This is a genomic window from Streptomyces bambusae (genome assembly GCF_019400985.1).
GTDB classification, from domain to species: domain Bacteria; phylum Actinomycetota; class Actinomycetes; order Streptomycetales; family Streptomycetaceae; genus Streptomyces; species Streptomyces bambusae_A.
The window spans coordinates 1-22613 of sequence record NZ_WTFF01000048.1 but is presented as its reverse complement, the minus strand read 5'-3'; the positions used below and the strand labels follow the sequence as shown (position 1 = coordinate 22613).

General features: G+C 72.6%; 20 protein-coding genes and 1 pseudogene. 8 read left to right on the top strand and 13 right to left on the bottom strand.

The window, feature by feature from the left end; translation table 11 throughout:
- Positions 1-16: 16 nt before the first annotated feature.
- Positions 17-2452 carry an OmpL47-type beta-barrel domain-containing protein gene (locus tag GPJ59_RS09945; protein WP_219666120.1) on the bottom strand — a complete coding sequence of 812 codons (2436 nt, stop codon included), beginning with the start codon at positions 2450-2452 and terminating at the stop codon, positions 17-19.
- 491 nt (positions 2453-2943) lie between these two features.
- On the opposite strand from GPJ59_RS09945, the gene GPJ59_RS09940 reads away from it, so the two are divergent.
- Complete coding sequence (locus tag GPJ59_RS09940; RefSeq protein ID WP_219666119.1) at positions 2944-3984, top strand: vWA domain-containing protein; 1041 nt, start codon at positions 2944-2946, stop codon at positions 3982-3984.
- A gap of 278 nt (positions 3985-4262) precedes the next feature.
- The gene (locus GPJ59_RS09935) at positions 4263-5777 is read left to right on the top strand and encodes a glutamate synthase subunit beta (protein WP_219666118.1); all 1515 of its coding nucleotides are present in this window, start codon (positions 4263-4265) and stop codon (positions 5775-5777) included.
- A 33-nt stretch (positions 5778-5810) separates the two neighbouring features.
- Here GPJ59_RS09935 and GPJ59_RS09930 read toward each other — a convergent pair whose 3' ends face one another.
- The 3 genes from GPJ59_RS09930 to GPJ59_RS09920 form a co-directional block, all read right to left on the bottom strand.
- Positions 5811-6413 (bottom strand): 3'-5' exonuclease, encoded by a 603-nt coding sequence (locus GPJ59_RS09930; protein WP_219666117.1) that lies wholly within the window; start codon positions 6411-6413, stop codon positions 5811-5813.
- Between the two features lie 9 nt (positions 6414-6422).
- Positions 6423-7691, bottom strand: coding sequence for a hypothetical protein (locus GPJ59_RS09925; protein WP_219666116.1), 1269 nt, complete (start codon positions 7689-7691; stop codon positions 6423-6425).
- A gap of 175 nt (positions 7692-7866) precedes the next feature.
- The gene (locus GPJ59_RS09920) at positions 7867-9069 is read right to left on the bottom strand and encodes an erythromycin esterase family protein (protein WP_219666115.1); all 1203 of its coding nucleotides are present in this window, start codon (positions 9067-9069) and stop codon (positions 7867-7869) included.
- A 91-nt stretch (positions 9070-9160) separates the two neighbouring features.
- Here GPJ59_RS09920 and GPJ59_RS09915 point away from each other — a divergent pair, with 91 nt between their 5' ends.
- Complete coding sequence (locus GPJ59_RS09915) at positions 9161-9919, top strand: TioE family transcriptional regulator (protein ID WP_219666114.1); 759 nt, start codon at positions 9161-9163, stop codon at positions 9917-9919.
- A 176-nt stretch (positions 9920-10095) separates the two neighbouring features.
- Positions 10096-10740: a dihydrofolate reductase family protein gene (locus GPJ59_RS09910; RefSeq protein ID WP_219666113.1), complete on the top strand. Its 645-nt coding sequence runs from the start codon at positions 10096-10098 to the stop codon at positions 10738-10740.
- 96 nt (positions 10741-10836) lie between these two features.
- Here the strand turns inward: GPJ59_RS09910 and GPJ59_RS09905 are convergent, their stop codons facing one another.
- Complete coding sequence (locus GPJ59_RS09905; protein ID WP_219666112.1) at positions 10837-11493, bottom strand: HAD family hydrolase; 657 nt, start codon at positions 11491-11493, stop codon at positions 10837-10839.
- Between the two features lie 34 nt (positions 11494-11527).
- Positions 11528-12610: a helix-turn-helix domain-containing protein gene (locus tag GPJ59_RS09900; RefSeq protein ID WP_219666111.1), complete on the bottom strand. Its 1083-nt coding sequence runs from the start codon at positions 12608-12610 to the stop codon at positions 11528-11530.
- 100 nt (positions 12611-12710) lie between these two features.
- Between GPJ59_RS09900 and GPJ59_RS09895 the strand changes: the two genes are divergently transcribed.
- Positions 12711-14051 carry an MFS transporter gene (locus GPJ59_RS09895; protein WP_219666110.1) on the top strand — a complete coding sequence of 447 codons (1341 nt, stop codon included), beginning with the start codon at positions 12711-12713 and terminating at the stop codon, positions 14049-14051.
- Here the strand turns inward: GPJ59_RS09895 and GPJ59_RS09890 are convergent.
- The 4 genes and pseudogenes from GPJ59_RS09890 to GPJ59_RS09875 all read right to left on the bottom strand — a co-directional run.
- Entirely contained in the window at positions 14002-14631 is a 630-nt protein-coding gene (locus GPJ59_RS09890) for a hypothetical protein (RefSeq protein ID WP_308120213.1), read from the bottom strand. The two genes, GPJ59_RS09895 and GPJ59_RS09890, sit on opposite strands and share 50 nt — an antisense overlap.
- A 33-nt stretch (positions 14632-14664) precedes the next feature.
- Positions 14665-16806 (bottom strand): xanthine dehydrogenase family protein molybdopterin-binding subunit, encoded by a 2142-nt coding sequence (locus GPJ59_RS09885; protein WP_219666109.1) that lies wholly within the window; start codon positions 16804-16806, stop codon positions 14665-14667.
- A 59-nt stretch (positions 16807-16865) separates the two neighbouring features.
- On the bottom strand, positions 16866-17858 hold the full coding sequence (locus GPJ59_RS09880; RefSeq protein WP_219666108.1) for an FAD binding domain-containing protein: 993 nt from the start codon (positions 17856-17858) through the stop codon (positions 16866-16868).
- A 125-nt stretch (positions 17859-17983) separates the two neighbouring features.
- Positions 17984-18481 (bottom strand): annotated as a pseudogene (locus tag GPJ59_RS09875) ((2Fe-2S)-binding protein); the annotation flags it as partial.
- A 245-nt stretch (positions 18482-18726) separates the two neighbouring features.
- On the opposite strand from GPJ59_RS09875, the gene GPJ59_RS09870 reads away from it, so the two are divergent.
- Positions 18727-18969 carry a hypothetical protein gene (locus GPJ59_RS09870; protein ID WP_219666106.1) on the top strand — a complete coding sequence of 81 codons (243 nt, stop codon included), beginning with the start codon at positions 18727-18729 and terminating at the stop codon, positions 18967-18969.
- Positions 18970-19150: 181 nt separating this feature from the next.
- Here the strand turns inward: GPJ59_RS09870 and GPJ59_RS09865 are convergent, their stop codons facing one another.
- Positions 19151-19699, bottom strand: a complete 549-nt coding sequence (locus tag GPJ59_RS09865) for a GNAT family N-acetyltransferase (protein WP_219666105.1) — start codon at positions 19697-19699, stop codon at positions 19151-19153.
- 89 nt (positions 19700-19788) lie between these two features.
- Between GPJ59_RS09865 and GPJ59_RS09860 the strand changes: the two genes are divergently transcribed.
- Both GPJ59_RS09860 and GPJ59_RS09855 read left to right on the top strand, forming a co-directional pair.
- On the top strand, positions 19789-20316 hold the full coding sequence (locus tag GPJ59_RS09860; RefSeq protein ID WP_219666104.1) for a hypothetical protein: 528 nt from the start codon (positions 19789-19791) through the stop codon (positions 20314-20316).
- On the top strand, positions 20313-20915 hold the full coding sequence (locus tag GPJ59_RS09855) for a hypothetical protein (protein ID WP_219666103.1): 603 nt from the start codon (positions 20313-20315) through the stop codon (positions 20913-20915). The genes GPJ59_RS09860 and GPJ59_RS09855 overlap by 4 nt, the downstream gene beginning before the upstream one ends.
- Before the next feature lie 15 nt (positions 20916-20930).
- On the opposite strand, the gene GPJ59_RS09850 is transcribed toward GPJ59_RS09855, so the two are convergent.
- Both GPJ59_RS09850 and GPJ59_RS09845 read right to left on the bottom strand, forming a co-directional pair.
- On the bottom strand, positions 20931-21386 hold the full coding sequence (locus GPJ59_RS09850; protein ID WP_219666102.1) for a hypothetical protein: 456 nt from the start codon (positions 21384-21386) through the stop codon (positions 20931-20933).
- 212 nt (positions 21387-21598) lie between these two features.
- Positions 21599-22357 carry a MerR family transcriptional regulator gene (locus GPJ59_RS09845; RefSeq protein ID WP_219666101.1) on the bottom strand — a complete coding sequence of 253 codons (759 nt, stop codon included), beginning with the start codon at positions 22355-22357 and terminating at the stop codon, positions 21599-21601.
- Positions 22358-22613 lie beyond the last annotated feature (256 nt).

The window sequence follows — 22613 nt, the reverse complement described above, 5'->3', positions numbered from 1 at the left end:
GCGGGCGTCGTGGGTCTCAGCGCAGAGTGAAGGGAGCCACGTGGGTCGTGGTGTCCGCTCCGCTGATGGTGAACTCGAGGTTGTAGTTGCCGTTCGGCAGGCCCTGGGTGCTGACGGGGAGGCTGTAGTTGGAGTAGAACGAGGTGTAGGTGAACCGGCCGGTGACCGGCCTGGTGACGGGGCCGGTGATGCGGATGGCCGTCAGGGTGATGTCCGGACTGGAGAGGTTGTTGCCGTTCGCGTCGCAGATCCGCAGGCTGATCACGACCTGGCCGAGCAGGCGGGGCGGCCGGCTCGGGTCGTAGAGCAGGCAGATCCGGTAGGCCACGGTGTAGGTGACGGTCCGGCTGGACGGGTTCGTGGCGATGTCCGTGGCGTTGACCGTGAACGTGCGGGTGCCGAGTGCCGAGGTGTCGACGGGGCTGCCGTTGGGCACCGTGCCCACACAGCTCGCCACGCCGGAGGTGGCGTCCGTGCACGAGTAGGACGCGGTGACCGGCTGGCGGTACAGGTAGGTGGTGCCGGCCACGGGGCGCACGATGGTGATCGTCGGCCCCGCCGTGTCGAGCCGCACCGTGATCGTCTGCGGTGCGGAGGTGTTTCCGGCGGCGTCGGTGGCGGTGTAGGTCACCACGGTGACGCCCTCTGCGGTGATGGCCACCGCGGCCGCCGCACCGGGAACGTCCGTGGACGCGATCGGCTGGGCGCCGCTCGCACTGTAGGTGATCCTGAGGACGCCGGACCCGCAGGACCCGTCAAGCGCGCCGATGTTCACGTTCGCCGGGCTGGTGGTGTTCCAGCCGGCGCCGTTCGGCGGGGGCGAGACGGTCGCGAAGGTCGCCGGCGCGGATGTGTCCGCGTCGTAGGTGAAGCGGCCGGCCGTGGTGACCGGGCTCGTGCCGTTGGCGTTGGCCACGGTGACGTCCACCGTGCCCCGCGCCTGCGGGGGCGCGTCCGCGGTCAGTTCCTCGGGCCCGACGACGTTCACGTTGGTGGCTGCCGCGGAGCCGAACTTGACGCTGGCGCCGGAGGTGGGGAATTCGGTGCCGCGCACCGTCACGGTGTTCACGCACTGGGCGAGTTCGGGCGCGTGGTCCGGGGTGACGCCGGTGACCGTGGGCGGGGACAGCGTGACGCGGTCCATCGCGGTGCCCCAGTCGCCGCCGAAGAGCCCGGTGGTGGCGCCGGCGCCGATCTGCTGGACCGTCCAGACGTCCTTGGGGTTGCTCGGGTCGCGGGCGGTGCCCGAGTAGTCACCCCAGCGCTGGCCGCCGGCGCAGCTGCATGCGTAGGCCTGGGTGCCCGCGGCATAGAAGTCGCCGAACGTCCTCGCCGGGAAGTTGCCGCCCGGCACCGCGATGGCGACCGCCGTGGGGAACATGGTGGAGGACGACGCGGTGAATCCGGAGAACAGGTCGTCCTCGTCGTTCAGGGCCAGCGAGCCGTAGTAGATGTCGCCGCCCACCATGCCGAGATCGAGGTTGGTCGTCAGAGCCTGCGTACCGCTGGTCGAGATCTGGATGTAGCGCTGGCAGACGTGGACCGCGGTGTCACCGACGGGGGTGCAGCTGACGTTGAAGACGCCCCACAGGCGGTTGTTCTGCCAGGCGACCGACAGCATCCGGTCGTCGTTGGTCTCGATGAAGGCGTCGCCCCCGGCCGGCTGGGCGGCGTCCGGCGGCGGCGGAGCGGTTCCGATACCGATGGTGTTCTCGGTCTGGGTGACCGTGCTGACTCCTGGCACGCCGGTGATGGTGGTCACCACCACGTCGGTTCCGTCGTGCTCCATCGCGAACTGGTCGTTGACGCCCGACAGCGAGGTGGCCGGTGAGACCTCGCCCTTGGTGTTGTCCTGGGCGAACGTGGTGGTGGTGACCGAGGGACCACCGGCCAGGAGTTCCGCCTTGTTGACGACCGCGGTCACCTCACCGAGGAATGTCTTGGGGGTCGTGGCCAGGTTGTAGTTGTTCCAGGTCAGGGTGACCTTGTCGTTGGTGTATCCGAGCTTGGGCCGGTCGTGCTGCACGTTGCCGGTGTTGGCGGCGACGATGTACACGGACCAGCCTCCGCGCGGGTCGGAGGTGTCGCTGACGGCGACGTCGACCTCGTCGCCGCCGGTGAGGAGTCCCTCGTACGCGGCGAAGAAGCGACCCGACCCCGCGTCGTAGTGCACCCGCGGGTCACCGCCCGAGTTCGCGGCGAAGCCGAAGAACGAACCCAGGTCGAAGACGGCACCGACGCGGTTGCCGGCCTTGTCGAAGATCTGGCCGGACCGGTTGACGAACTGGACGATGTGCGTCGGCCCGACGGCGAGCTGCGTGTCGGAGGGAGCGGTCTGGGCGGTAGCGGCGTTGTCCGCGTTCGCGAGCGTGCGGAAGGTCTTCAGCTGCTCGATGACGGCAGTGGACGGCGCCGCCTTCGAAGATGCCTTGCCCTTTGCGTCATCCGGCATCAGGGTCGCGGTGGTGACCGGCAGGCTCGCCTCCCGCCTCGGCCCTGCCGGTGCTCGCGGCTTCGGAGGGGGGAGATAGGGCTGTGGTTGCGGCTTCCCGGTGCTCCGGGGCCGTGGCAGCGACCGTACGTCCACGCGGTGCTTGAGCCGGGCCCTGGTCAGCGTCCCCTCGCCGTCGGCTTGCGACGGGACGGCTGCCGTGCGCGGGACGCCGGGCCGGGGCTCGGCAGCCGCCCCGGTGGCGGGTGTGACCACGGTGAGCGCCACGGCGAGCGCGAGGAGGAGTGCGCCCGCAGATCGGCGGCGGGCGGCTGGTGTTGTGCAGAAGCCGATGACCATGGGTCGGTGTGTAGCGGAAGGACGGGCGCCGGCGCCTCGGCCTGCGGCGCGGCGTGCCGACGTATCCCCCTCACGGACCATGCCGGCCAGGACCGATTGTCAGTGGCGGGTGCGAGGATCGGAGCATCGAGTCGGAAAGAGGGGGAGCGGCCATGTCCGGAAACCAGAACTACATCAATCACGTTGCTCTTGTACTGGACGCCAGTTCGTCCATGGCGCAGCTGAGCCGCAAGGTCGTCGAAGTTGCCGACCAGCAGATCGCCTATCTGGCCCGCCGGTCGAAGGAATTGGACCAGGAAACCCGCGTCACGGTGTACGTGTTCGCGGACAAGGTGGAGTGCGTCATCTATGACAAGGACGTGCTGCGCATGCCGTCCCTGAAGCAGCTGTACCGGGTCGGTGGAATGACGGCTCTGCTGGCGGCCACGCTGAAGTCGCAGCGGGAGCTCGCGCAGACGGCCCAACTGTACGGCGACCACAGCTTCCTGACGTTCGTCCTGACCGACGGACAGGAGAACGCGAGTCACCACTGCCCGGACGCCCCGACCAGGAAGCCGCGTGAACTGGTGCGGGCGGTGGCCTCGATGATCGAGACTCAGGAGGACAACTGGACCATGGCCGTCCTCGTGCCGGACCAGATGGGCAAGCGCGAGGCCATGCAGTGCGGTTTCCCGAAGGACAACATAGCCGTCTGGGACGCCACGAGCACTCAGGGTCTGGAGGAGGCCGGGCAGGTCATCCGGGAGGCCACCGAGAAATTCATGGTGGGCCGCTCCAAGGGAATACGTGGATCGCGGGCCGTATTCTCCGCGGGTGGGGAGGCGGTCAACAAGGAGACCATCAAGGCTGCCGGCCTCACCCCGGTGAATTCGTCGACGTACGAGCTCATACCCGTGGCACGTGACGCGGCAATCCGGGAATGGGTCGTCGAGTGCGGGCACACCTACCGGACCGGTGGCGCTTTCTATCAGCTGAGCAAGTCGGAGAAGGTCCAGGCGCGCAAGCAGATCGCGGTTCTGGAGAAGAAGACGGACCGGGTGTACACGGGGCCGGAGGCGCGGGCCCTGCTCGGTCTGCCGGACGCGGAGGTCCGCGTCAAGCCGGACCACAACGACGACTTCACGATCTTCGTGCAGAGCACCAGCGTGAACCGGAAGCTGGTGCCGGGCACGCGGCTGCTGCTGATGGTCTGAGGCCTCGGCAGGCCTGCCGGTCGACCGGTGGGCCTGCCGGTGGGCCACCCACGGCGCCGTGGGTGGCCGGCGCCGTGGGTGACCGGCGTCGTGGGTGACCGGCGTCGCGGGCGGCCGGCGCCGTGGGTGGCCGGCGCCGTAGGCGGCTCGGCACGTCCTTGCGTCACCGTCCGCGCACGCGCAGTCACCGGATGTCGCCCCGCGGGACCCTTGCGGGGGAACGGCGTAACGTGGGTCGGACCGCCACAGAACCGGAGGTACAGGACGGGAGGTGGCACGTGACCGATCCGTTCGGCTTCCTCCGGATCCCCCGCGAGGCCGTTCCGGCCCGGCCCGTCGAGGAGCGACTCGGGGACTGGGGCGAGATCCATGCGGGGCACCGCACGCTGCTGCCGCTCGTCTCGCGGCAGGCCGACCGCTGCATGGACTGCGGGATCCCCTTCTGTCACAACGGCTGCCCGCTGGGCAATCTCATACCCGAGTGGAACGCGTACGCCGCACGCGCCAACTGGCGCGCGGCGTACGAGCGGCTGCACGCGACCGACAACTTCCCCGAGGTCACCGGCCGGCTGTGCCCGGCCCCCTGCGAGGACGCCTGCGTGCTCGCGATCAACACGGACCCGGTGACCATCAGGAACGTCGAGCAGGCGATCGCGGACGAGGGCCTGCGGCGCGGCTACCTGGCGCCGCGTCCGCCGGAGCGGCGCGGCGACACGTCGGTGGCCGTCATCGGGTCGGGGCCCGCCGGGCTGGCCGCGGCGCAGCAGCTGACCCGGGCCGGCCACCGCGTGACGGTCATCGAGCGGGCCGACCGGGTCGGCGGGCTGCTGCGCTACGGGATCCCCGCGTTCAAGATGGAGAAGGCGCTCCTGGACCGCCGGATCGACCAGATGCGTGCCGAGGGCACCGAGTTCGTCACGGGTACCGACGTCGGCGGCGCGCCCGGCACCGACGCGGCGGAGCTGCGCGGGCGGTACGGGGCCGTCGTGGTCGCGGTCGGGGCCGGCGAACGACGGGAGCTGCCGGTACCGGGCCGGGCGCTGGCGGGCATCCATCAGGCGATGGAGTACCTGACCTGTGCCAACCGGATGCAGGAAGGCGACCGTGTCGCATCGCCGCTGACCGCCGAGGGGCGTGACGTGGTCGTCGTGGGCGGCGGTGACACCGGCTCGGACTGCCTCGGTACCGCCCTGCGGCAGGGCGCGCGGTCGGTGGTCCAGCTCGACATCAACGCGGAGCCCGGCGCGGGCCGGGCCGAGGGCGAGCCGTGGCCGGTGTACCCGAAGGTGTACCGGATCTCCCATGCCCATGAGGAGGCCCGCGGCCGCGCGGGCCGCGATCCCCGGCTGTTCGCGACCGCCACCCTGTGTTTCGAGGGGGACCCGGCGGGCCGGGTACGGGCGCTGCGGCTGACCGCCGTCGAGCCGGTGGCCCGCAGCCCCCTGGAGGGCACCGAGCAGGTGATACCCGCCGACCTGGTCCTGCTGGCACTGGGGTTCTCGGGCGCCGAGCGGGCGGGCGGCCTGCGCGGGCAGCTGGGGCTGGAGCTCGACGACCGCGGAAATCTCGCCCGGGATGCCGGCTTCGCTGCGGCCGGCGGGCGGGCACCGGGGGTGTTCGTCGCCGGCGACGCGGGCCGGGGGCAGTCACTGGTGGTGTGGGCGATAGCCGAGGGCCGTTCGGCGGCCGCCGCCGTGGACCGCTACCTGACCGGCTCCACGGACCTGCCGGCTCCCGTCGGCGCCCACGACCGGCCGATGTCCGCCTCGGGGAGCATGCGCTACGGGGCCTGACGGCAGGCCTGCACCAGGTGAGGCCGCCCTGGGCTACAGGGCGTGTCCCTGGTCCTCCGCAGCCGCGTCCGCCGGGTCCGGGGAGCCGGGCCAGGCGTCGCGTCCGGCGAGGTCGAGGACGAGGGCGGCGATGTTCCAGGCGTCGTCCTCGCCCCGGTGGTGGCGGCCTTCCAGGGGGAGCCCCGCGACGGTGAGGGCGCGGGACATGCCGGGGCGTTTGCGGAGGCCGTACGCGTCGGTGAAGACGGCCTTGGCGTTGGTGTGGCGGTGCCCGAAGGGGTACGGCGTGCCGGAGGCCTGGCACTGGCGGGTGAACTGGAGCCGGTCGTACTCCCCCCAGCTCGTCCACGGCCGTGCCCCCGCGGCGTGCTCGGCCGCCAGGAGCCGGCACGCCTCGGCGAAGCTCACCCCGGTGTCCACCTCGGCCTGGGTGAGGCCAGTCAGCTCCGTGCAGAAGGGGCTGACGGAGGATCGGGCGGGCCGCACCAGGATGCGGTGCCGTCCCACCCGCTCGCCCCTTCCGAGGTCGACCACCGTCAGTCCGATCTCGATGATCTCGCTGACGGCGCCGGGCGGGGGCGAGCCCTGCCAGCAGGTGGCCTCGACGTCGATCACGTTCAGCAGGTCGTGGTTCATCGTCTCGTCTCAGAAGTGGTTGCTGCGGACCGGGCCCGCCGAGCGGATCGCGGTGCGCGGCCCCGTCAGCCAGAAGGGGGCGACGGCGGCGGCGAAGGCGCGAAAGGCCGTGTCGGTGTCGGAGCCGGCCGGGGCGGAGCCGTCGCCCGGGTCGGCCGTGCCCGCATCGGCGGTGACGATGTCGCGGGCGATCGCCTCCTCCGGCCGGGTGTCGGCCTCTCCGCGGCCGTCCACGCCCAGCTGTCCGCCCCACGGCTCTGAGCCGACCTGTCGCTGGAGGCAGCTGAAGTCGGCCGGGACGGTGCCCGGTTCGGTCCACGTGCTCGCGTGCTCGTAGAGGACCTGGCCGGTCGCGCGTTCGCGCAGCGGGGCCTGGACGTCCTCGTCGTGCGCGCTCAGGTCGTACGCCACGACCAGGGTGTCGGGGCGGTCCGGTGCGTACGGCACCAGGTCCAGGCCCAGGATCTCGGCCGCCGCCAGGGCGAGGATGCGGTCGGAACGACCGGGCAGGGCGCTCACCGCGCGCGGGCTGCGGCCGGCCGCGTCCAGGGCGGTCGCCAGGCGGTCCAGGCCGCGTCGGCAGGCCTCGTAGCTGTCGCCGAGGTAGGCGTAACGACCCCGCATGACGTGGAAACCGTACGGCGAGAGCGTGCCGAGCAGCGTTCCGGTCAGCGCGAACTGCCAGCCGCGCAGGTCGGCGTCGTCCAGCGGGGCCGTCCGTACGGCTGCCTCGGCACGGTCCAGCATTCCGCGCAGCCTCTGGTGTGCCCAGGTCCACACCTCGTCCTGCGGCGCGGGCAGGCGCGCGGCCCGGTCCCGGGCGGTGGCGAGGTCGCCGGAGAGCAGGGCGTTGTACGCCACGAGGTACTGGCCGGGCCACGACTCCAGGAGGGCTTCGTGGCGCAGCAGTTCCTGGGTCGCCTCGGCGTTGCGGTCCTCCGCCTCCAGGGCGGCGACCAGCTCGGACAGGATCTGCCGGGCGGAGCCCGGAGCCAGGCGGAGCGCCTCGCGCAGGGCCGGTACGGCGGCGAAGGCGATGCCGTGCTCGATGCACAGGTGGCCGAAGTCGTAGAGGCGCTGCGCGTCGCCGGGCTTGCGGGCGGCCTCCCTCGCCGCCTTCGCGAGGCCGTCGAAGCCGACGGCCTCGGCGAGGGGGCGGACCTCGGCTGCGAGGTCCTGGAGACCGGCCGTGCCGGCGAGGGGGCGCAGGGCGCGGACGGCGCCGGATATGTCGCCGGCGGCCACATGGCGCCGGACGTCGTCGAATGAGGTGCTCATCGCCTCCGATCATGCGGGGCGGGGGCGGACCGGGCCAACAGGTTTTCCCGCCCCGGCCCGGCCGGCCCCGGCCCCGGCCGACGTCGCGCCGTTCGCCGGTGGACGACGGACTGCTCGCGCCGGCGTTCACCGGGGCCGGCATGCCGCTGGGGCAGGAGCAGCCCGGTGGCGCCGGCTAGCTCTGCGGGACGTCCTTGACGAACACGATGCCGTCGCTGTCCGCCAGGCGGGCCGGGTCGAACGGGGCGTAGCCGAACCAGGGGGACACCCGGGGCGCGGGCCGCGTGTCGCCGAGGGCGGCGGCCAGCCGCCGGGCGTCGATGACGCAGCGGTCCTCCGGGAGCGCGTACAGGATTCCTTCGAGGGTGTCCGGCGGCGGGGTGTCCACTCCCTGGTGCCGGATCGTGCCGAGGACCGTGGCCACGAAGGCGTACTCCGCGCCGAGCCGGGCGCTCACCAGCGCGCCGGCGCTCCACCATTCCAGCGGATTCCCACCCATCCGCATCGAGCTCTTCTCCCGCTGGAGATGGGAGTTGTGGGCGAAGACGAGTACCGGGCCGCGAGCGGCGAGGGCGAGGAGGTTGCGGGCCATCATCTGGTCCCGTACGCCCACCAGCCGGGCCAGGCGGGCCGGTGAGGTGTCGGCCATCCAGGAGTGGTAGCGCAGCAGGCCGGTGGCGGTACGCCCGTACAGGCGCGCCCGGTCCCATTCCTCCCGCGAGGTCGCCGTGATCAGGTGCGGCGTCTGCTCGTCGAGCAGCGCGACCAGGTCGTCGGCGAGCAGCCGCAGCCGGCCGGCCTCGGCCGACCGCCCCACGGACCGGGCCGGGTCCCTCATCGCGGCGGGTTCGGTCCACCGGTCGTCGGGGCCGAGCAGGCGGTCGAGTGCTTCCGCGGTGCAGGCGAGCAGGCCGGCGTCCACGTGGGCCGAGAGGTAGCCGTGGAGCGCGGTCAGGGCCTGGCGGGGGCTGGCGGCGGCGGTGATCTCCAGCGGGCCGTCGAATCCGGCGAAGCGGACCTGCTCGGAGGCGGGCCGGCCCTCGTTGTGGGCGCGCATCCAGCGCACGAGCTCGCGGTTGGCGGCGGAGGTGCCCCAGCCGTGGCTGATCCCGTGCTCCACGACCTCGTCGAGGGTTCCCGTGCCCGAGGTGACGTAGTCGTCCACGGCCAGGCCCGTCATGCAGTCGCTCTCGATGGCGATGGTCCGGTAGCCCTCCTGTTCGACGAGCTGCCGGAAGAGCTCGTTGCGCAGGTGGAGCAGGGTGTCCTCGCCGTGGGTGGGCTCGCCCAGGGCGAGCAGCCGGGGCCGGGACGGGAGCAGCCCCAGGACGGCGGCAGCGTCGACGGCATGGGCGGCGTGCTTGATGTCGTTAGCCATGGCTTCAACGGTATCGTTGAACCTTCGGTGGAAACTTTTTCGCGACGTGGCCGCAGAATCACCATGAGAATGCCGGGCTATCCTCGGCTCCATGGGGCGAAACCTTCAAAGCGGTGAGCGGCTCAGGCCGGTCGATCTGGCGCGCGGGCACGGGCTGTCCACGCAGGCGGTCCGGAACTACGAGGAGGCCGGCATCCTCCCGGCCGCCGGTCGCACGCCTCACGGCTACCGCACCTACACCCCGTTGCACGCGGGGGCACTGCGCGCGTTCCTCGCCCTGGTGCCCGGCCACGGCCACCGGACGGCGACGTCGATCATGCGGGCCGTGAACCAGGGCGCGGCCGACGAGGCGTTCCGCCTCATCGACGAGAGCCACGCCCAGCTCCTCGAAGACCGGCGGACCCTCCAGGCCGTGGAGAGCGCCCTGCGGGACCTGGAGCCCACGACGGCGCATGAGCGGGGCCGGGAATCCGCGCCGGCCGCACTGACCGCCGTGTCCGGGCCCGGAGGCACGTTCATCGGGCCGCTGGCGGACCAGCTCGGAATCCGGCCCGCGACGCTGCGCAAGTGGGAGCGGGCCGGGCTGGTGCGCCCGCACCGCGACCCGCTGACCGGCTACCGCGTCTACGACGAGGCCGACGTACGGGACGCCCGGCTGGCCCACCAGCTCAGGCGGGGCGGCTACCTGCTGGAGCAGATCGCCCCGCTGATCGCCCAGGTGCGGGCGGCCGGCGGGCTGGAGCCCCTGGAGAGCGCACTGCGCGACTGGCACGGCCGGCTGTCCGCCCGCGGGCGGGCGATGCTGGCCGGAGCCGCGGAACTGGAGGCGTACCTCCGTGAGCGCGGATAGAGGTCACACCGCCCGCCCCACCTGCGCACAGGCACACAGGCACACAGGCGCACAGCCACACAGGCACCGGATCCAGCCAAATCGATGGCTGATTCCCGACCGTTCGCCGCGCCGCCGATGAGTGACCCCGCCCCGGACGGTCTCATCACCGTTGTCCGAAGCTGAAGGAGGAGCGCATGGCTCAACTGCTGAGAGTGCAGAACTTCTGCATCTCGAGTGACGGAATCGGTGCCGGGGAGGACCAGAGCCTCGAGCACCCCTTCGGGCACGTCGATCCCGGGAGGCTGTTCGCCTGGGCCGGCGCCACGGCGAGCTGGCCCATGCGCACCGACCCCGGTGGGAGCCGGGGCCTGGACGACTACTTCACCCGCGACTACGCGCGCAACATCGGCGCCGAGATCATGGGCCGCAACAAGTTCGGCCCACAGCGCGGGCCCTGGCAGGACCTCGACTGGCGTGGCTGGTGGGGAGACGAGCCGCCGTTCCACACGCCGGTCTTCGTCCTGACCCACCACGAGCGCCCCTCCTTCACACTCTCCGACACCACGTTCCACTTCGTCGACGGCGACCCGGCCACGGTCCTCGACATGGCGCGGGCGGCCGCGCAGGGCAAGGACGTCCGGCTCGGCGGCGGGGTCACGACCATCCGCGAGTTCCTCGACGCCGACCTCGTGGACACGCTGCACGTGGTCGTCTCGCCGGTGAAACTCGGGTCCGGACTGCGCCTGTGGGACTCCCCCGACGAACTGCTCGACCGATTCCACCTCGAGACCGTGCCGAGCCCGAGCGGTGTGACCCACCACCTGTTCTGGCGCAGGTGACGCAGGAATCACGCGGGGACCCTGCCGACGGGCCGACAGTCCGACCGGTCGACCGTCCGGCAGGTCGACCGGTCGACCGGTCGTCCTGCCGGACGGCTACTGCGCTTGCAGTGCCAGCAGGTCCGGCAGCTCGCGCATGTCGTGGAAGACGACGGTGTCGCGCCCTTCGAGCTGTTCGGCCGGGGTGAGCCCGCCGGCGTAGCCGAAAGCGCGCATGCCGGCGGCGCGGGCGGCCTGGACCCCGGGGCCGCTGTCCTCGACGACCACACACGCCTCTGGAGCAACGCCCATCCGCTCGGCGGCGTACAGGAACACATCGGGAGCGGGCTTGCCCCGCCCCACCTCCGTGGCGCTGTAGATGCGCCCCTCGAAGCGCTGGTACAGGCCGGTGCGGCCCAGGGTGTGACGCATCTTCTCGTGGGTACCGCTGGAGGCCACACAGGTCGGCAACGTGATCTCGTCGAGCGCGTCGAGCAGCCCGTCGACCGGAGCGAGCCCGGCGTCCACGGACTCGCGGTGCAGCTGCTCGAACCGCTCCGCCCAGACTGCGGCCGTGTCCCGGCCGAGCCGTTCGGCGATCTGCTCGCGGATGGCGGCGTGCGAACGCCCGAGGAACCGGGCCACCACCTCGTCCTCGGTGAGCGGCCAGCCCAGTTCGGCGCCGAGAGCCACTTGGACGCGGACGGCAATGCGCTCGCTGTCGACCAGGACCCCGTCGCAGTCGAATATCACCAGTTCGATTGGCTTGATCATCCGAGGATCATAGATTCCCGGTGCGCACCCGCACTCAGCGCAGTACGGCCGCCAGCAGGTCGGTGCCCAGCGCCGTCAGGTCGGGCAGGTTGAGGGTGTGCCGGACGTAGCGGCCGTGCCGGCGGGCCGTGAGCAGGCCTGCGCGGCGCAGGACGGCGAGGTGGCGGGAGACCTCCGGGGGTGACAGTTCCCAGGCGTGGGCCAGCTCACCCGTGGTGTGCGGGCCGCGGGCCAGGGTGCGCAGCAGCCGCAGTCGTACGGGATGGGCGAGTGCCTCCAGGCGTAGGGTGACCGCTTCCAGCGATACCGGCTCCGACGGACCCGGTTCGGCCACGGGGTACTGCACCACCGGCTGCCACCCGGGCGAGTGGACCACCGCCAGGTGCGGCCGGCCGAAGACGCTGGGGATGAAGGTGATGCCGGCGCCGTGGGCCGCGGTCGTCTTGTCCAGCAGCTTGTCCACGACGATGCAGTCGCCGTCCGGTGCCAGGGTGACCGCTCCGGAGACCGATGCGAGTGCCGACCGGATGCCCTGGCGCTTCAACAGGTCGTTCTTCAGGCGCAGGTCGGTGGCGAGCTGTACGGCGACGCCCGCCCAGGCAGCGTCGAAGAAGGCATCGGCGCACTGTTCGAGGGTCTGGCGCACCCGCGCCCGTACCGCGGCCGGGTCCGCGAGCAGCCGTTCCGCGAAGGCTTCCTGCCGCGCGCCGCGGGCCTGGGCCAGCTCCAGGGCACGCTCGCGCGCGGTGGTGTCGGTGAGCGGGGAGGGGGCGGCGAGCTCGACCCGGTTGCCGCAGGTGGTGACGAGCGCGGCGGTCACGTAGGTCTCGTCGTCGATCCGGTCCACGTCGTCCAATTCCTCGGCGAGGGTCGACCGGGGCCGGGCGGGGAGCAGGAAGTCGGCTTGTGAGGAACGCCAGAGGAACTCCGCCTCCCGCAACCGCTCGGCCAGCTCCGGTCGCAGCCCGGCCCACACGTCCCCGGCCCAGCCGGCGAGCTGCGGATGGTGTCCGGGTTCGGCCAGCACGTGCAGCATCGCGGTCAGCTCGGCCAGCGGGGAGGCGGCGAACCGCAGTCGCTCGGGCGGCAGGCCGCTGATGTCGATCCTCAACGTCATTCCCTCATGGTCGCTGCCCGGAGGGCCGGTGGCAGCGTCGATTGACGGTGTCCGTCAACTGACGTGCCCGGCCCGGCGGCCGGACGCACCGTTTGACGCCATGACAACCCTGAATACGGCAACCCCGAATACGGCTACGCCGGATACAGCAACGCCGACTACGGAAACCCCGATCACCGTCAAGGTCCGGCCCCGCGCCCTCGTCCGTGCATCCGGAGGCCCCCGCTATGCCGTCGCCCTGGCCGTGGACGCGCTCGGCACCGGCCTGCTGCGGCCCTTTCTGCTGCTCTACGGGGTGACGGTACTGAGGCTGTCCGCGCCGGTCACCGGCATCGCCATGACGGTCGGCGTCGTCATGGGTCTGGTGTGCATGCCCGCGGTGGGCCGCTGGCTGGACCGGGGCGCACGCAGCACCGTCGTGGCGGCGTCGATGCTGGTACGGGTGCTGGGCGTGGTACTGCTGCTGGCCGCCCCCGCGGGGCACGTCTGGCTGTTCGCGGCGGCGGCGCTCTTCCTCGGCATCGGCAACCAGGCCTGGCCGGCCGCCCACGCGGCGCTCGTGGCCACGCTCGCCCACGGCCGGGAGCGGGACGCGGCGCTGGCAGCGGGCCGCTCCCTGCGCAACGCCGGCCTCGGCGTGGGGGCGCTCCTGGCCACCGTGTGCCTGGCGGGCGGCACCACCGCGCTGCGGGTGCTGGCCGCCGCCACCGGGCTCGCCTATCTGGTGGCGGCGGGCCTGGCGTGGTCGGTCCGCCTGCGCGTCGATCCGGCCGCGGCCCCGGCCGGGGACGGGGGTGACGGGGCGGCGCCCGCGCCTCGGATGCGCGCGCTGCTGGCCGCCAACGTGGTCTATGTCTTCTGCCTCAACATCCCGGAGATCGCGCTCCCCCTGATCCTGGTGACACAGTTGCACGCGTCCCCGGTGTGGTCGGCGGCCATCTTCGTGGCCAACACGGTGCTGGTGGTCACCCTGCAGGTGCCCGTCACCGTCCTGATGTCCCGCTTCCCGCGGCGGACGGTGCTGGCTCTCGCCGGGGTGGTGCTCGCCGTGTCCTACGCCGGCTTCCTCGCGGCCACCTCACTGGGGCACGGCTGGGGTGCCCCGGCCGTCGCCGCGGTGTCCGTGCTCTGCACCCTCGGCGAGATCGTCTACGCCGGCACCGCCACCGCTCTCGTCACCGCCCTGGCCCCGGCCCATGCCCTGGGACGCGCCCTCGCCCGCTTCGAGCTCTCCACGGGCTTCGGCCTCGCCGTCTCCCCCGCCGTCATCACCGCCCTCGCACCGCACGGCCCGGCCGCCCTCTGGGGCAGCCTCGCCGCTGCGACGCTCGCCTCCGCCGGCGCCGTCGCCCTGGAGAAGGACCGGGACCGGGGAACGGGGCTCGACGAAGTCAGAACTTGCCCGTGTGTTCCGCCACGCGGTGCCCCAGTTGCCGGCTGAACGCCGTGCGGAAGCTCGTGGACAGCGGCGGCCAGCCCCAGAAGTCGAAGGCGAGAGCACCCAGTGCGAAGCCGGAGTCCCACTGCCACTCGGTGACCGGGACCGAGGCGCCGCAGGTGGAGCAGGGGGCTCTTCCCTCGCCCGTTTCCGTCCAGGCGGCGATGGCGTCCTTGAACGGCCGCCAGACCTGTTCGTCCGCCTCGAACTGCTCGGGGTAGTCGATGACCACGGTCCTGGTCCCGCACCGGGGGCAGACGGCGTACTCCGCCTCGTCGGCCCCCTGGCCGCCCACGTGGTAGTGGCGCCCTACGATGACGGCCACCGGGCCCGGCAGCCAGTGCGGGTCCGACGCATCGGCGACGGCCCGTGCCCAGTTCGGACCCGGAACATAGCCCTTGTCCACGGTCAGGCTGTACACGCCGTCGCCGGACAGCTCGCGCGTGATCAGGCCCTCGGCGACCATCCAGTCGGTCATCCGCTCCGCGAGCTGCCCGGCCTCCTCGCCGGTCACCTCGACATCGACTATCCGCTCGAAGTAGTCACCCATGGTCTCCGCCTCCCGTTGATCGGTCCCGGACACTGTGCCACTCCCCTCCGACACCTGCCGACCGTCTCATTCGAGGGCCGTGAGGACCCGGTCCGGGGTGAGGGGCAGTTCGCGGATCCGGCGGCCGGTGGCGTGGTGGAAGGCGTTGCCGATGGCCGCGGCGGTGCCGACGATCCCGATCTCCCCGATGCCCTTGCCTCCCACGGGGTTGAGGTGCTTGTCGTGCTCGTCGAGCCAGTGCACCTCGATGTCGGGCACGTCGGCGTGGACGGGCACGTGGTAGGAGGCGAGGTCGCTTTCGGTGAAGTCCCCGAAGGCGGGGTCCACGCCGCTGTGTTCGGTGAGGGCCATGCCCAGGCCCATGACCATGCCTCCGACGAACTGGGAGCGGGCGGTGAGCGGGTTGAGGATGCGGCCGGCGGCGAAGACGCCCAGGAGCCGCCGTACCCGCACCTCGCCGGTGACGGTGTCGACCTGCACCTCGGCGAACTGGGCGCCGAACGCGTGCCGGGCGTACGGGGACCGCTGCTTGGCGGAGGCCGTCGTATCGGCCGACACGGACAGTCCGGGCTCCGGCAGCGGTCGGGGATGGCGCTCGAGCAGGGCTACGAGGTCCGCGCAGGCGTCGTGGACCGCCCAGCCCCATGAGGCGGTGCCGGCCGAACCGCCGGCCACCGGGCCCGGCGGCAGCGCGCTGTGCCCGATCTCCACCGTGACCCGGTCCGGCGGGACCCGCAGCGTGTCGGCCGCGATCTGTCCCAGGACGGTGCGCGCGCCGGTTCCGAGGTCCGTGGCGTTGGTCTGGACGAGGTACGTACCGTCGGGGCGGGCGTGGACCCGGGCGGAAGCGGGGGCGACGTAGACGGGATAGGTGGACGAGGCGACTCCGGTGCCGATGAGCAGCGGGCCGTCCCGGCGCGGTGTGCGGTGCGCGGCCCAGTCGAAGAGGGCGGCCCCTTCCCGCAGGCAGGCCACGAGGTGGCGGCTGCTGAACGGGCGGCCGCTGTCGGGCTCGGCGTCGGGCTCGTTGCGGATGCGCAGCTCGACCGGGTCCGTGCCGAGGGCGTCGGCCAGCTCGTCCACGGCCGATTCGAGGGCGTACATGCCCGGGCACTCCCCGGGCGCCCGCATCCAGGAGGGTGTCGGCACGTCGAGGGCGACGACCCGGTGGGTGGTCAGCAGAGCGGGCGCGGCGTACATGACACGGGCCGGTACGGCGGCCTGCTCGACGAACTCGCGGATGCGGGAGGTGTGGGTGGTGACCTCGTGCGCCAGGGCGGTGAGGGTGCCGTCCGTACGTGCGCCCAGGCGGACGCGGTGCAGCGTGGGCGGGCGGTGGCCGACGACGGCCGGCAGGTGGCGCCGGGGCAGGGCCAGGGTGACCGGGCGGCCGGTGTACCGGGCGGCCATCGCGGCCAGGACGACGTGCGGGCGGGGAGTGCCCTTGCAGCCGAACGCGCCGCCGACGTGCTCCGAGACCACGGTGACACGGTCCTCCGGCAGCCGGAAGAGTGCGGCCAGCGCCTGGCGTACGAGCCCGGTGCCCTGACTGGAGTCGTACACGGTCAGGGCAGCCGCGCCGGCGTCCCCGGCGTCCCCGGTCTCCCCCGCTTCCCCGGCCTCCCACAGGGCGGTGGCGGCGTGCGGCTCCATGGGGTGGTTGTGCAGCGGCGGCACGGTGTACGCGCAGTCCACCTGCACCTCGGCGGCGGCGAACGCGGCGACCGCGTCACCCCGTTCACGGTGTGCCGGGTAGCCCCCGTTGACGATTTCGGGGGTGTAGAGGTCCGGGTGGTCGGTGCGCAGGCCGGTGTCGTGCGGGTCGGTGTCGTAGGTGACGCGGACGGCCGCGGCCGCGGCCCGGGCGGCCTCGGTGCTCTCGGCGACGGCGAGTGCTACGTACCAGCCGCGGTGCGGCACGGCCAGGTCCTGGAGCACGCGCAGGTTGGGGTCGTCGGCGGGGCCGAGCCGCGGGGCGTCGTAGGGGGTGAGGACGGCGAGGACGCCGGGCAGGGCGAGCGCGGCCGCGGTGTCCACGGCGGTGACCTGCCCCCGGGCCACGGTCGCGGGCACCGGCCAGGCGTACGCCCGGTCCGGCAGGGCGTGTTCGGCGGCGTAGCGGGCCGTTCCGGTGACCTTCAGCAGGCCTTCACGGCGGGTCGCTGGGACGCCGAGGGCGGGCGTCCGGGCGGGGGGCTCGGGGTCCATGGCGGCTCTCGTTCCTCCTGGCTCAGGGGCGGGTGGTGCGCGGACCGGGGCGTGGCGGGTCAGGAGCGGGCCGCGCGGGCGAGGGCGAGGAGCACGTCGCAGGCCAGGTTGCGCGCCAGGGGCACCTTGTACGCGTTGTCGCGCAGCGGCTGGGCCCCGGCCAGCTCGGCCTCGACGGCCTGCCGTACGGCGGTCTCGGTGGGGTCGGCACCCCGCAGGAGTTCCTCGGCGGCGGAGGCGCGCCACGGCCGGTGCGCCAGCCCGCCGAAGGCCAGCGCGACACGGCGTACGCGGCCGTCGGCGATGTCCAGCAGGGCGGCGACGGAGGCGAGCGCGAAGGCGTACGAGGCCCGGTCGCGTGCCTTGCGGTAGCGGCAGGGCAGGCCGGCGGTCTCCGGCGGGAGGAGGACCGCCGTGACGATCTCGCCGGGCTCCACGACCGTGTCCCGTTCGGGGTGTTCACCCGGCAGTCGGTGGAAGGCGGCCGCGGGTACGGAGCGGGTGCCGTCCGGCCCGTGCAGCTCGACGGACGCGTCGAGCACGGCGAGGGCCACGGCCAGGTCGGAGGGATGGGTGGCGATGCACTGCGGGGAGTGGCCGAGGACGGCGTGGTCGCGGTGGCTCCCGTCGCGGGCGCCGCAGCCGCTGCCCGGCTCGCGCTTGTTGCAGGGCTTGGCGACGTCCTGGAAGTACGGGCAGCGGGTGCGCTGGAGCAGGTTGCCGCCGGTGGTGGCGACGTTGCGCAGCTGGGCGGACGCGCCGGCGAGGACGGCCTGCGCCAGGACGGGGTAGCGGGTGCGGACGAGGGGGTGGGAGGCGAGGGTGGCGTTGCGGACGCCGGAGCCGATCCGCAGGCCTCCGTCGGAGGTCTCCTCGACGGAGGCGAGCGGCAGGCCGGTGAGGTCCACGAGGGTGTCGGGGGCTTCCACCCCGAGCTTCATCAGGTCCACCAGGTTGGTGCCGCCGCCGAGGTAGCGGGAGCCGGGCCGTCCGCCGTGGGCAGCGACGGCCTCCGGCAGGCCGGTGGGGCGCAGATAGGCGAACGGCTTCACGCGCCCACCTCGCCGCGCACCGCCTCGCCGTGCACCGCCTCGCCGTGCACCGCCTCGCCGTGCACCGCCTCGCCGCGCACCGCCCCGCCGCGCACCGCCCCGCCCGGGGCCGCGTTCTCCCGTGCCGCGACCACGTCCCGGACGGCGTCCACGATGCGCGGGTAGGCGCCGCAGCGGCACAGGTTGCCGCTCATCCCCTCGGCGATCCCGGCGCGGCTGAGGTCCGCGCTCCCGGGGGCGGCGGCGGCCTCGGCGAGCAGACCGGTGGCGGAGCAGAGCTGGCCGGGCGTGCAGTAGCCGCATTGGAACGCGTCCCGCTCCAGGAACGCCTCCTGGAGGGGGTTCGGCCCCGCCGGGCCGAGGCCCTCCACCGTGGTGACGTCGGCCCCGTCCTGGGCCACGGCGAGCAGCAGGCAGCTGTTGGCGCGCCGCCCGTCGACCAGGACGGTGCAGGCACCGCACTGGCCGTGGTCGCAGCCCTTCTTGGCACCGGTCAGGCCGAGGTGTTCGCGCAGCAGGTCGAGGAGCGTGACCCGGTGGTCCAGCTCGCCCTCGTACCGCTCACCGTTCACCTGCAGCCGAACACGGGAGCGGGTCCTCTCGATCGGATGCGCCACTGTCACCCCTTATTCGCGACACCTTATTCACGGCAATGTCCCGGAATGTAGATGTATATCGCTTCAGATGACCCGCCGAAGCGCATTTCACACTCCCGGGCGGGGCAAGCGGGGCGCCGACCCCGGTTCCGGGCCGCGCCTCGGGCGGCCGTCCCCCGGGAGGGAATTAGAAAAATCTTCTACTTTGCCCCTGTCGGTCCGCGGTGGTTCGCCGTACCCTCGTGGCGGAGTTGCGGCTTCGGGGAGGCGACATGGGTCTGTTGCACGCCTGGCGCATGCAGAAGCTGGTTTCGGACGCCAGAACCGCTTTCGACCGGGGTGACCTCACGTTCACCGCAGGCTTCGACATCGACACGCGCGCCAGAGTGTCCATGCGGAAGATCCGCAAGGAGATCGACCTGATCGTGGATGCCGTGGAGCGGATCGGTTGGGAGTGTGTCCGGGTCGCGCCGTTCCTGGCCTCCGTCGAGATCGACTTCGTCCGCAGGCCCTGAGCCGCCGGGGACGGCCGTCGGCGACGGAACGGCAGGCCCCAGGACCGGCAACACCTGGAACTCCGGGCTGTCGTCGGAGGAGTTCGCGGCGGTCAAGGGTGTCGGGGTCGACCCGGTCGGGCTGGTCTCGATGCCCGCCGCGGACCGGCCGCCGGCCACCGGCCACCGGCCACCGGCCACGCTACTCGGTCTGAATCGCGTCGGCCGGGACCTCGAAGACGTACGCGATCCCGTCGTGCTCGTTGCCCCGCTCGCCGACGCGCGTGAATCCGAAGCCCGCGATGGTGGCCAGGGACGCGGCGTTGTCGGAACTGATGGTGGCCCGCACGGTCCTGACACCGGGTTCGGCAGCGGCCCTGACGAGCAGCGCCCTCAGCATGGCGCGGGCATAGCCCTGGCGGCGGTACGTGGGCACGACGCAATAGCCGACCTCGACCATGCCGGCCTCGTCCGGCGGCCCGTGGAAACCGGCGTCGCCGATGACGGTCCCGTCCGGCTCGGACACCGCGGCCCGCGTGGTCCACGGCGCGGCAGAGGGGTCCTCGGCGAGCTGGTCGGCGCGGTAGGCGAAGATCGACCGGGCCCGGTCGCAGACGAAGTGCTCGTCCAGGGCGACCCCGGCCTCGGCGCTGCCGCCGGCGAGATCACCGTCGGCGAGCGCCCGCAGCGCCTTCGCGTTGAGCTCGACGAAGCGGACGCGTTTGGGGAGGGAGAGGAGTTCGCTGTTCATCGCGGAGATCCTCGCCCAACACACGGGGCCTGTCCATGGCTTTACGGCTTCGACGGACGGTGTCAGTGGCCGCGGGTAGGGTCCGGGGCATGATCGACCGGATACGCAGAGGCTTTCGCGACCACGAGGTGAACCTCGTCCTCGCCCGGGGTTCGTCCCTCGCCGCGCTCACCGCAGGACTCCGGGCGCAACGACGCGAGCCCCTCTCCCTCGGGGAGACGGACGGCTGGGCGTGGGGGGTGCACGAGATGGTGACCGCGGAGACCGACGGGCAGGAGGTCGACTACCGGCGGATCTGCGCGGACGGGAGCGAGCTCGTGGTGTTCGTCACCGAGCCGTGCAGCGTGAAGGCCCACGCACCGCGGGTCATGTACTTCCGCGACGGCCGTTGCATCCTCACCTTCAGCCTTGAGGACATCGAGCAGCGGGCCGGCGACAACCCGGACCACCTGTCGCCCGAACTCCTGGCCGCCGGCCTGATCGGTCCCGACGCGTACTGCGACGAGGACGAGGCGGACGACGGGCACGACTGCTTCGACCACTGCGCCGACGACCGCGCACGCATCGTGCAGGTGGTCGTCGACTTCTTCGGCCTGCCGGAGGTGGTGGCCCCGTGACCGCGCTCCGGCTCGCCCCGCACACGTACGTCACCTTCTGCAAGGGCCTGCCCCTGACCACCCTTGCGGGCATCTTCGCCGAGGCCGGGCTGCCGGCCGCCCGTGACAGCGGGGAGTCCCGCGGCTGGGCCTGGGTGGCCCACCCGGCCTGGGCCGCGGACCAGGACGACCGCGGCGCCACGGACCTGGCGCGGGACATCACGGGGTACCGGTACGCGGACCGGGTGCCCGCGGGGCCGGGCGCGGCTGCGCCGGAGACGGTCTTCCTGGCCTCCACACCTGCCTGTGACTGCCCGCGGGGGCGCTACTACTTCGTCCCGCAGTGCCCCGAGCACCCGTTCCAGTTCCAGTACAGCCGCGGCGGCTTCGAGCAGACGGCTTTCAACGTCGGCCGACGCCGCGAGTCCCTGCGGAGCGGGGCCCGGGCCGACCTGCTCGTCCGCGAGCTCCTGGCCGCCGGGATCGTCGGCCGCGACACGCCCGGCTACGACGCCGACCCCGACTTCAACGCCGACGGGGCCCACACGGTCCGCATCATCGCCGACCACTTCGGGTTGCCGTCCCGGCCGTTCGGCGGGGGCGCCCCGTCGGGTCGGTGACCGGGGAGGGAGCCGTCAGCAGGTGATGGTGACCTCGTGGACGACCGGCTTGGCCGCCCACGGGTAGGAGGACACCCCGAAGGTGCCGCGGACGGTCGAGCCGCAGGGCACGTTGGTGGTCAGCCCGCGTACTTCGAGGGTCGTGGAGGTGAAGAGGACCTCCTTGGTACGGGTCTCGGGCGAGGCTACGCCGACGACTTCCGCGGACAGCGTCGTGAAGAGTTGCTTCGGCGCGGGCATCGGGCTGCCCGGGGAGGGCGGGCCGGCGAGGGAGACCTTGCCGTAGATCTCGACGGTGGTGCCGGTGATCTCGGCACAGACCTTGGTGGCCAGACCCGCCTGGAGGCCTGACGCCCCGCAGGAGGTGACGGTCCCGGTGGTGTTCGGGGAAGGGGCGGCGGCGCCGGCGGGGGCGATCGCTAAGACGGTCAGTCCTGCGACGCCGGCCGCGAGGAGGGCGAGTCTGCTCATGGATGTACTCCTTGTCATGACGCCGTCCGGGCTTGCCCCGAACGGCCTATGTCATGTGATATTTCACGTGGCATCAGAACGCAAGTTGATCCCGGCCTGAACTCTTCCCACCCTCCATATGGCCTTCATGGTCTTCTGTGCCCTTCATGGCCTGCTCAGAGGCGGAGAAGGCCGCCGCCGGGAACTCGCCCCGGCGGCGGCCCCGTTGCGGTTCAGCCGAGCCTGGCCGCCGCGTACGCCTCCATCGCGGCCAGCTGGTACTCGGCCAGGCCCGGCGCGATCACCTCGTACGCGGCCTGCCACTGCTCGTTGTCCACGCAGGACCGCGCGATCGCCCGGTACTCGTCGACGGAGACGGCTCCCAGCTGCACCAACGCCTCGTACTGGGCGTCGATCTCGACCTGGACGGGGTCGGCGTCGGCCGGGACCCCCGCGGCCATCAGTTCGGCGATCCGGATCATCTGCGCCGTGCGGTCGCGGTGCTTGGCCTCGATCTCGGCCGGACTCAGACCGGCGGTCAGCCGGACGGCCTGCTGTGCCAGCTCGGGGAAGTCACGCAGGGTCTCCTCGTACTGGGAGGGCTGCACTCCGGCGAAGAGGTTCTCCGGTCGGTTGATGGTCATACGACTGCCGTCCTTTCGGGACCGTTCCAGATCGGCGATCGTGCGGGAGACGGTGGCGGCCAGGGCGTCGAGCCGGTCCCGTTCGGCGAGCAGCCGCCGGTGGTGGCCGCGCAGCGCCGCCACCTCGTCGACCTGCTCGGCCAGGACGCGCCCGATCTCGGGCAGCCCCACGCCCAGCGCCCGCAGTACGAGGATCTGCTGGAGCTGGCGGAGCTGCCGCTCGGCGTAGTAGCGGTGGCCGTTGGTACCGATCCGGGCCGGTGGGAGCAGCCCGATCTCGTCGTAGTGCCGCAGGGTCCGGGCGGTCACGCCCGACATCCGGGCCACCTCCGCGATCGGCCAGTCCATCGTCGTTCCTCACGAGCGTCGCGGGCCGGCTCTTTCCGGCCCTGGTCAGGACGGTAGAAGCTGCCGCAGCGACAACTTCAACCCCGGACGCCGGACACGTCCTGTCCGGGCAGGCGGAAGCCGTTGAAGAGGTCGTCCAGGCCGCGCAGGGCCAGGCGGGTGGGGGTGGCGCGGACGGCGAGGTCGCGGGCGGCCGCCGCCAGCGGGTTGCGCAGGGCGCCCAGGCGGCCGACCCGGCGGGCGCGGACGCGTACGG

Coding starts and splice junctions, on each gene's coding strand:
- GPJ59_RS09865 (WP_219666105.1), bottom strand. CDS start 19,699: ATGAACAGCGAACTCCTCTCCCTCCCCAAACGCGTCCGCTTCGTCGAG.
- GPJ59_RS09910 (WP_219666113.1), top strand. CDS start 10,096: ATGGCTCAACTGCTGAGAGTGCAGAACTTCTGCATCTCGAGTGACGGA.
- GPJ59_RS09845 (WP_219666101.1), bottom strand. CDS start 22,357: ATGGACTGGCCGATCGCGGAGGTGGCCCGGATGTCGGGCGTGACCGCC.
- GPJ59_RS09945 (WP_219666120.1), bottom strand. CDS start 2,452: ATGCCGGATGACGCAAAGGGCAAGGCATCTTCGAAGGCGGCGCCGTCC.
- GPJ59_RS09850 (WP_219666102.1), bottom strand. CDS start 21,386: ATGAGCAGACTCGCCCTCCTCGCGGCCGGCGTCGCAGGACTGACCGTC.
- GPJ59_RS09915 (WP_219666114.1), top strand. CDS start 9,161: ATGGGGCGAAACCTTCAAAGCGGTGAGCGGCTCAGGCCGGTCGATCTG.
- GPJ59_RS09895 (WP_219666110.1), top strand. CDS start 12,711: ATGACAACCCTGAATACGGCAACCCCGAATACGGCTACGCCGGATACA.
- GPJ59_RS09925 (WP_219666116.1), bottom strand. CDS start 7,691: ATGAGCACCTCATTCGACGACGTCCGGCGCCATGTGGCCGCCGGCGAC.
- GPJ59_RS09905 (WP_219666112.1), bottom strand. CDS start 11,493: ATGATCAAGCCAATCGAACTGGTGATATTCGACTGCGACGGGGTCCTG.
- GPJ59_RS09900 (WP_219666111.1), bottom strand. CDS start 12,610: ATGACGTTGAGGATCGACATCAGCGGCCTGCCGCCCGAGCGACTGCGG.
- GPJ59_RS09920 (WP_219666115.1), bottom strand. CDS start 9,069: ATGGCTAACGACATCAAGCACGCCGCCCATGCCGTCGACGCTGCCGCC.
- GPJ59_RS09940 (WP_219666119.1), top strand. CDS start 2,944: ATGTCCGGAAACCAGAACTACATCAATCACGTTGCTCTTGTACTGGAC.
- GPJ59_RS09860 (WP_219666104.1), top strand. CDS start 19,789: ATGATCGACCGGATACGCAGAGGCTTTCGCGACCACGAGGTGAACCTC.
- GPJ59_RS09930 (WP_219666117.1), bottom strand. CDS start 6,413: ATGAACCACGACCTGCTGAACGTGATCGACGTCGAGGCCACCTGCTGG.
- GPJ59_RS09870 (WP_219666106.1), top strand. CDS start 18,727: ATGGGTCTGTTGCACGCCTGGCGCATGCAGAAGCTGGTTTCGGACGCC.
- GPJ59_RS09885 (WP_219666109.1), bottom strand. CDS start 16,806: ATGGACCCCGAGCCCCCCGCCCGGACGCCCGCCCTCGGCGTCCCAGCG.